The following is a 7926-nucleotide window of genomic DNA, read 5'->3' as shown; positions in this document are numbered from 1 at the left end:
GTGATCTTAAGCCCTTCGGCACGGTCCACTTTCGGAGACCAGCCCAAAAGTTCCTTCGCCTTTGTGATATCCGGCTTGCGCTGCTTCGGATCGTCTTTCGGAAGCGGCTGGAAAACGATTTTCTGGTTCGTGCCGGTCAGCTTGATGATTTCTTCCGCGAATTCGAGCAGGGATATTTCCGACGGATTGCCGATGTTGACGGGTAAGTGGTAATCGCTCATCAACAGCCGGAAGATCCCTTCCACCAGGTCGTCTACATAGCAGAACGATCTGGTCTGCGAACCGTCGCCAAATACGGTGAGGTCCTGGCCGGTCAGCGCCTGGCTCATAAAGGCGGGCAATGCACGGCCGTCGTCGAGCCGCATGCGCGGGCCGTAAGTGTTGAAGATGCGGATGATGCGGGTATCCACGCCATGGAAATTATGATAAGCCATGGTGATGGATTCCATGAAGCGTTTGGCCTCGTCGTACACGCCGCGCGGGCCCACCGGGTTCACGTTGCCCCAGTATTCCTCGGGCTGCGGGTGAACATTGGGGTCGCCGTACACTTCGGAAGTGGAAGCCACCAGGATGCGGGCCTTCTTTTCCTTGGCCAGCCCCAGCAGGTTGTGGGTACCCAGCGATCCCACCTTCAGTGTCTGGATCGGCATTTTGAGATAGTCGATCGGGCTGGCGGGGGATGCGAAGTGAAGGATGTAATCAAGCTCGCCGGGAACATGAACGAACTTGGATACATCGTGGTGGAAGTATTCGAATTCCTTTAAAGGAAAGAGGTGCTCGATGTTTTTGATGTTGCCGGTGAGGAGGTTATCCATCCCGATCACATGAAAACCTTCTTTTATGAAACGGTCGCAGAGATGGGAGCCGAGAAATCCGGCTGCGCCGGTGATCAGTATGCGTTTTTTATTCATTTTGATACTGCGTTTAAACGGGTAACGGCCTGGCGTCCCACGCTTTCGTAATGAAATCCAAGTTCCTGCATGCGCGGAGATTCGAACAGGTTGCGGCCGTCGAAAATCACCTGGTCTTTCAGGTTGGTACGGATCTTATCGAAATCCGGGGTACGGAAAACACTCCATTCAGTAGCGATGATCAATGCATCGGCGTTTTCCAGCGCGTCGTACTGATGCTCTGCAAAACGGATGCGGTCGCCCAGCAATTGCTTCACATTCGGCATCGCTTCGGGATCAAAGGCGGAAACGGTAGCGCCGGCAGCCAGCAGGCGGTCGATGATATATAAGGCCGGGGCTTCGCGGATGTCGTCGGTATTGGGCTTGAAGGCCAGGCCCCACAGCGCGAAATGTTTCCCCTGCAGGTTGTTGTCGAAATAAGATTCGATCTTGGGAAGCAGGAACACTTTCTGTGCTTCGTTCACGTCCATCACCGCGTTCAGGATGCGGAAATCGTAATCCACCGTCTGCGAAGATTTCACCAGCGCCTGCACGTCTTTCGGGAAGCAGCTGCCGCCATACCCGATGCCGGGGAAGAGGAAGCGTTTGCCAATACGATCGTCGCTGCCGATACCGCGGCGTACCATGTCCACATCCGCTCCCAGGCGCTCGCACAGAATCGCGATCTCGTTCATGAACGAAATCTTGGTGGCGAGGAAAGAGTTGGCGGCGTACTTGGTCAGTTCGGCGGATTTCTCGTCCATGAAAATGACCGGATTCCCCTGGCGGACAAACGGCGCATACAGGTCGCCCATGATCTTGCGGGCCTTTTCAGAAGAGGTGCCAATCACCACGCGGTCGGGCTTCATAAAGTCTTCTACCGCTACGCCTTCGCGCAGGAACTCGGGGTTGGATACCACGTCGAAGTCTACGCTAACGTTTTTTGCGATGGCTGCGTGTACTTTGTCGGCAGTCCCGACAGGAACGGTACTTTTGTCAACGATGATTTTATAATCCTTCAACATGTGGCCTAACTGGTCGGCGACCCGCAGGATGTAGGATAGGTCGGCGGAACCGTCTTCACCGGGAGGCGTAGGAAGCTGACTGCCGCATCGCGGATGCCTTCCTCCAGGTTGGTCGTAAAATGGAGGCGCCCCTCTTTCAGGTTGCGCTCGAACAATTTTTCTAGTCCGGGCTCGTAAATAGTAATCTGCCCGGAAGAAAGTTTTTCTACTTTTTTGACATCAATGTCGACGCAGGTGACATCGTTGCCTGTTTCGGCAAAACAGGTGCCGGTCACAAGACCTACGTACCCTGTGCCTACCACGGTAATTTTCATGTTGGGATTAATTTAAAAATGATTGAATTGAAGCGATAATATGTGCTAATTGATCCGGGTCCATTTCCGTATGTATAGGTAGGGAAATAACCTTTGAGGTGAGTGTATCGGTAACAGGAAGGTGCTGGTTTGTTTCGGTCATACCCTCGAACATTTTCTGGCGATGGCCGGGGACGGGGTAGTAAATCATCGCCGGTACTTTCTTCTCCGCCAGGTAAGCCTGCAGTTCGTTACGGTCTTTGCCTTCCACCTGCAGCGTATACTGGTGGAAAACATGCACCTGGTTAGGCGCCTGGTAGGGTGTGATGATGTACGGGCTGCCGGCGAAAGCTGCGTCGTAAGCGGCGGCCACTTTCCGGCGGGCGGCGATGTATTCGTCGAGCTGCTGCAGTTTGATGCGGAGCACCACCGCCTGCAGGGTATCGAGGCGGCTGTTGACGCCTACCACGTCGTGGTAATAACGGGCGGATTGTCCGTGGTTGGCAACCATGCGGATCTTCGCGTCCAGGGCGTCGTCGTCCGTAAAGAGCGCGCCGCCGTCGCCATAACAACCGAGGTTTTTGCTGGGGAAGAAGGAGGTGCAACCTATGTGGCCGAAGGTGCCGGCTTTTTTGGTGACGCCGTTCTTAGTGGTATAGTCGCTGCCGATGGCCTGTGCATTGTCCTCAATCACATAAAGGCCATGCTTTTCGGCGATTTCCATGATGCTGTCCATATCCGCGCTGTGGCCGTAGAGGTGTACGGGCACGATGGCTTTTGTTTTCGGCGTAATGGCTTTCTCAATCGCCTGCGGATCAATGCAGTAGGTTTTGGGATCGATGTCCACAAACACCGGTTTCAGCTGCAGCAGGGCGATGACTTCCGCGGTGGCGATAAAGGTGAAAGAGGGAGTGATGACCTCATCGCCCGGCTGAAGCCCGAGGGCCATCATGGCGATCTGGAGGGCATCTGTACCATTGGCGCAAGGGATGACATGCCTGGTTCCCAGGTATTGGCCCAGTTCCTGTGCGAATTGCTGCACGGGCGCCCCGTTGATAAATGCGGCGCTTTCAAGCACTTCCAGCATGGCAGCGTCTACCTGCGGTTTAATTTTGTTGTACTGGCGTTTTAAATCCACCATCTGAATAGGAACCATGAACGATGTCTTTTTATGAGACGGCAAATTTACAAATTTTGGGTTAGGCTGCAGAGACTATCTTTGTACCATATTTACTTTTTATCTCATTAATGTTCAATACCGTGGGCGTATCGATTTTTTTGTATAACATGGGCATCCGGCTTTTCAGGGCCGGCGTAGGGCTGGCGGCCCGTTACGGCAAAGTGAAGGCAAAAGCCTGGATCGAAGGCCGGGAGCGGCTTTGGCCCGAATTGGAGGCTGCCGTGGCGGAGCCGAAACCCGCCATTTGGGTGCATGCCGCCTCCCTGGGCGAGTTCGAGCAGGGGCGGCCCGTGCTAGAATCCCTCCGCACCCGGTACCCCGGCCACCGCATCGTGCTCACTTTCTTCTCGCCCTCAGGGTACGAAGTCCGGAAAAATTGGCCCGGGGCCGACTTCGTCTGCTATCTGCCCCTCGATACCCCCGAAAACGCGGCCCGTTTCCTCGACGGGGTGCGCCCGCAACTGGCGATTTTCATCAAATATGAATTCTGGTACCACTTCCTGACCGCGCTCTACGCCCGGAAGGTACCGGTGCTCCTCATTTCCGGGATATTCCGGCATAAACAATTGTTTTTCAGGCCCTGGGGCGGGGTGCCCATGTTCAAGGGCCTCCTCCGGAAAATGGACCATCTCTTCGTCCAGAACGAAACTTCCATTACGCTGCTCCACAATATCGGCATAAAAGCAGTGACGCTGGCGGGGGATACCCGGTTCGACCGCGTCTGGGCGCTCCGGCAGCAACCGGTGGCCCTTCCGGCCATCGAGGCGGCGCTCCGGCTGGAAAAAGTGCTCGTGGCAGGCAGTACCTGGGAGGCCGATGAGGCAGCCCTGGCGGAATGGTGGTATGGCGGCGGGAAGGAAGGGCGGCAACTGGTGCTGGCGCCCCACGAGATCGATACGGCGCACCTGGATAAGATCCAGGCTTTATTCCCGGATGCGGTACTCTTCTCCCAATTGAACGGCCGCCAGCCGGATGTGCTGGTGATCGACAATGTAGGCATGCTGTCGGCCCTGTACCGTTATGGCCGGGTGGCCTATGTGGGCGGTGGATTCGGGAAAGCGGGGATTCATAATCTCCTGGAACCGGCCACTTACGGCCGGCCGGTGATCATCGGGCCGGTGTACCAGCAATTTTTCGAAGCGGAAATGCTGGTGCAGCTGAGAGGCGCCATCGTAGTACAAAACGCGAAAGAACTGGCCAGGGCCATAGAAGCGCTGAACGATCCGTTTTACTACGGGCAAACGGCGGAAATCGCCGCCCGCTTTGTGGAGGACCACAAAGGCGCAACCGAAAAAATCATGGGCTATATTCAGGAAAAACGCTTCCTGACGAGCGAATAGAAGTGTTGCGCCACGGGATCGGATTCGTCCCATCCCAGCTTGATCTTCAGTTCCCGCTCGATCCAGTATTCCGCTTCCTGCAGGTTGGCGCATTCGTTGATGGTTTTCACCGAGCGCTCATACATCGTTTTATCGCCGCGGAAGAGCGCTTCCATAAACTGGAACTTATCGTTGATCCCGATCGCGCTCTTGAGGTCGGGGACGCCCATGCTGCCGATCTTTTCTCCTATTTCCATGTTTTTACCGCTGAACCGGTCGTTGAGCGACGCGGCGGGCTGGCCTACCAATTCGTTCAGATCGCGGCGGATGCCGTTGGCTTCCGGTGCCGGTGCCGGCGCGGGCTGAGGCTGGAATTGCGGTTGTGGCTGGGGAGGAGGGGGATCGAAGAGGGTGGCGCTGGCTGCGGGCTTCTCCGATGCAGGGCGCGCCTGCTTCACGGGAACGCGGTCAGGCGCATATCCGTTTGTATGGCCGTTGGTAGCCGGTGCGGCAACGGGCGCTGCAGCTGCTGGCGTAACGGGAACAGGGGCAGGAGGCGGCGGCGCGGGAACCGGTTCGGAAACATGCACGTGCGCAGGCATAATCACGGCTACGTGACCATGGGAAGATAGCTCGCTCTGCTTCTGAAGATTCCGCTGGTGGAGAATTTCCGCCTGCAGCAACTGTGTGTAGTAGGACATGGATTGCAAACTCGCAGCAGAATTTTTCAATTCCTGCAGTTTGTCAATTAATGCATTTATCTTTTCCATGCGTTAATTGAATTTTGTTCCGCAAATCTGTGATGATAACGTAGTCCGGAAATAATTATTTTATTTGCAACTAAGTTATACTTTTTTAACCACTTGTTAATCAAAATAGTACAATATGTTTATTGAACCTTCGCTTACAGGAGGCCGGAGAGGTTGGATAGAAGTGATTTGCGGTTCGATGTTTTCCGGTAAAACGGAAGAACTGATCCGCCGGCTGAACCGTGCGAAGATCGCCAACCTGTCCGTCGAGATCTTTAAACCCGCCATGGATGTGCGGTATGATCACGAACATATTGTCTCCCACAACGATTCGCGCATTCTTTCCGCCCCGGTGGAAAGCTCACAGCAAATTCTCCTGCTCGGCCAGGGCACCGATGTAGTCGCCATCGACGAAGCCCAGTTTTTCGACCTGGAGCTCCCCAATGTCTGCGACCAGCTGGCGCTCCAGGGCATCCGTGTGATCGTGGCCGGCCTCGATATGGACTTCCGCGGCGAACCTTTCGGCCCAATTCCGGCCCTGCTTGCCAAGGCGGAGTATATTACCAAACTACATGCCATATGTGTGCGCTGCGGTAACATCGCGACACATTCCTACCGCCTCTCCGCAGGATCGCAGACGGTTTTGCTCGGCGAAAAGGACCACTACGAGCCCCGCTGCCGGCATTGCTACGCTAAAGGAGATGCTGCCTGAACCTGCGGCTCAGGGCTCCACTTTCACCTTAAACGTAAATTTCTTCTGCGTAATGTAACTGAAACATACGACAACAACCGTTGTCAGGATTTTGCCGATGGTGGGATAGAAATGGCAATAATCCACGAAAAGCTTCATCAGCACGTAGTTCATCAGCAGGCACACGGCCACCAGCAGGAAATATCTCGCCAGCTGCACCCGCCCCCGCAGGTTGGAATCCGAAAACACGATGTATTTGTTCAACAGGAAACCCGTCGGGAAACTCACCAAAAAAGCCATGAAAACCGCCGCAATGTGCGGGCTCAGCGCGATGAAAGGCAACTCCACCACCTGCTTGTTCAGCACGAAATTGTAAAAAACGAAAAACAGGAAGATATCCAGCACCGTATTCCCCCCGCCGCATGCCAGGTAGCGGAAGGTCTGAAAAGGCATCACTTTCGCGAACGGCCTGTAAAAGAAAGCCAGGATATTTAAAATGAGTTGCTTCATTGCGTAAAAAACGTGGCAAAGCTACAAACGAAAAAGGAATTTCTAACGCACATGCCGGCGCTGCTTCCAGGCCGAGGGCGTTTTTGCGCTGCCGTTGACCTGCGGAGCGGCCGCAGCGGGCTGCTCCCAGAGAACGGCCGCAAGAATGGCCGCCGCGCGCGCCGCGTCATCTTCCGGCGAAGCCTCCAGGGCCTGCGGCGTAAAGTAGCGTGCAATAAAGTTGGTGTCGAAATTCCCTTCGATGAACGCCGCCTGCTGCAACGCCCACTTACCAAAAGGTAACGTGGTGCGGATGCCGGTCACCCGGTATTCGTCGATCGCACGGATCAGCCGCAGCCGGGCTTCCTCACGGTCGGCCCCCCAGGCGATCAGCTTGGAAATCATAGGATCATAAAAAATCGGAATATCCATCCCGGCCTCATACCCGTCGTCAACGCGTACGCCGGGGCCCTGCGGACGGATATACGTTTCCAGCCGGCCGGTATCCGGCAGGAAATTGTTCGCCGGATCTTCTGCGCAAAGCCGCAGTTCGATGGCGTGGCCGTTGATTGTCAGGTCGTTCTGCCCAAATGAAAGTTTCTCGCCGCGGGCTACGCGGATCTGTTCCTTTACCAGGTCGAGGCCCGTGATCATTTCGGTGACGGGGTGTTCCACCTGGAGGCGGGTATTCATTTCGAGGAAATAAAAATTCAGTTTTTCGTCGACCAGGAACTCCACCGTTCCGGCACCGTGGTAATTGCAGGCGCGGGCCACGTCTACCGCGCACTGGCCCATGGCCTGGCGGATGTCCGGGGTGAGGCAGGAGGAGGGAGCCTCTTCGATCAGTTTCTGGTGGCGGCGCTGGATGGAGCATTCCCTTTCGAAGAGGTACACCACGTTGCCATGTCGGTCACCCAGCACCTGGATTTCGATGTGGCGGGGCGAGCCCACGTATTTTTCGATGAAAACGGCGTCGTCCCCGAAAGCGCTGAGGGCTTCGCTTTTGGCGAGGCGTATCTGTTCTTCCAGTTCATTTTCATTTTCCACCACGCGCATGCCTTTTCCGCCGCCGCCGGCCGAAGCCTTGATGAGGATGGGGAAACCGGTTTTCTTCACTACTTCCTTCGCTTCTTCAAGGCTTTTGAGCGGCGTTTCCGTACCGGGCACCATGGGCACCCCGAATTTTTGCGCCGCTTGTTTGGCCGCGAGCTTGCTGCCCATGGTTTCGATGCTGGACGCGGAGGGGCCGATGAAAATGAGCCCGGCGTCTTCAACAGCCTGCGCAAAGCG

General features: G+C 55.6%; 7 protein-coding genes and 1 pseudogene. 2 read left to right on the top strand and 6 right to left on the bottom strand.

The annotated features are described in order from the left end of the window. The 3 genes and pseudogenes from Q0510_RS05150 to Q0510_RS05140 form a co-directional block, all read right to left on the bottom strand. On the bottom strand, positions 1-911 hold a 911-nt coding region (locus Q0510_RS05150), incomplete at its 3' end, for a UDP-glucuronic acid decarboxylase family protein (RefSeq protein WP_298708883.1). After that, positions 908-2229 (bottom strand): annotated as a pseudogene (locus Q0510_RS05145) (UDP-glucose/GDP-mannose dehydrogenase family protein). The pseudogene Q0510_RS05145 and the gene Q0510_RS05150, both read right to left, overlap by 4 nt. Positions 2230-2236: 7 nt before the next feature. Continuing rightward, the gene (locus Q0510_RS05140) at positions 2237-3364 is read right to left on the bottom strand and encodes a DegT/DnrJ/EryC1/StrS aminotransferase family protein (RefSeq protein WP_298708881.1); all 1128 of its coding nucleotides are present in this window, start codon (positions 3362-3364) and stop codon (positions 2237-2239) included. Positions 3365-3495: 131 nt separating this feature from the next. On the opposite strand from Q0510_RS05140, the gene Q0510_RS05135 reads away from it, so the two are divergent. After that, complete coding sequence (locus tag Q0510_RS05135) at positions 3496-4728, top strand: glycosyltransferase N-terminal domain-containing protein (RefSeq protein ID WP_298708879.1); 1233 nt, start codon at positions 3496-3498, stop codon at positions 4726-4728. On the opposite strand, the gene Q0510_RS05130 is transcribed toward Q0510_RS05135, so the two are convergent. Next, entirely contained in the window at positions 4698-5477 is a 780-nt protein-coding gene (locus Q0510_RS05130; RefSeq protein ID WP_298708877.1) for a hypothetical protein, read from the bottom strand. The two genes, Q0510_RS05135 and Q0510_RS05130, sit on opposite strands and share 31 nt — an antisense overlap. Before the next feature lie 115 nt (positions 5478-5592). Here Q0510_RS05130 and Q0510_RS05125 point away from each other — a divergent pair, with 115 nt between their 5' ends. After that, positions 5593-6168, top strand: a complete 576-nt coding sequence (locus Q0510_RS05125) for a thymidine kinase (RefSeq protein ID WP_298708875.1) — start codon at positions 5593-5595, stop codon at positions 6166-6168. A 9-nt stretch (positions 6169-6177) separates the two neighbouring features. Here the strand turns inward: Q0510_RS05125 and Q0510_RS05120 are convergent, their stop codons facing one another. Together Q0510_RS05120 and Q0510_RS05115 are read right to left on the bottom strand one after the other, a co-directional pair. Beyond that, positions 6178-6657, bottom strand: coding sequence for a GtrA family protein (locus Q0510_RS05120; RefSeq protein ID WP_298708874.1), 480 nt, complete (start codon positions 6655-6657; stop codon positions 6178-6180). A 42-nt stretch (positions 6658-6699) separates the two neighbouring features. Next, on the bottom strand, positions 6700-7926 hold a 1227-nt coding region (locus Q0510_RS05115), incomplete at its 5' end, for an ATP-grasp domain-containing protein (protein ID WP_298708872.1).

The organism is uncultured Chitinophaga sp., assembly GCF_937874145.1.
Classification (GTDB): Bacteria; Bacteroidota; Bacteroidia; order Chitinophagales; family Chitinophagaceae; genus Chitinophaga.
This window is presented reverse-complemented; position numbering and strand designations above follow the sequence as displayed.

Coding starts and splice junctions, on each gene's coding strand:
- Q0510_RS05140 (WP_298708881.1), bottom strand. CDS start 3,364: ATGGTTCCTATTCAGATGGTGGATTTAAAACGCCAGTACAACAAAATT.
- Q0510_RS05135 (WP_298708879.1), top strand. CDS start 3,496: ATGGGCATCCGGCTTTTCAGGGCCGGCGTAGGGCTGGCGGCCCGTTAC.
- Q0510_RS05130 (WP_298708877.1), bottom strand. CDS start 5,477: ATGGAAAAGATAAATGCATTAATTGACAAACTGCAGGAATTGAAAAAT.
- Q0510_RS05125 (WP_298708875.1), top strand. CDS start 5,593: ATGTTTATTGAACCTTCGCTTACAGGAGGCCGGAGAGGTTGGATAGAA.
- Q0510_RS05120 (WP_298708874.1), bottom strand. CDS start 6,657: ATGAAGCAACTCATTTTAAATATCCTGGCTTTCTTTTACAGGCCGTTC.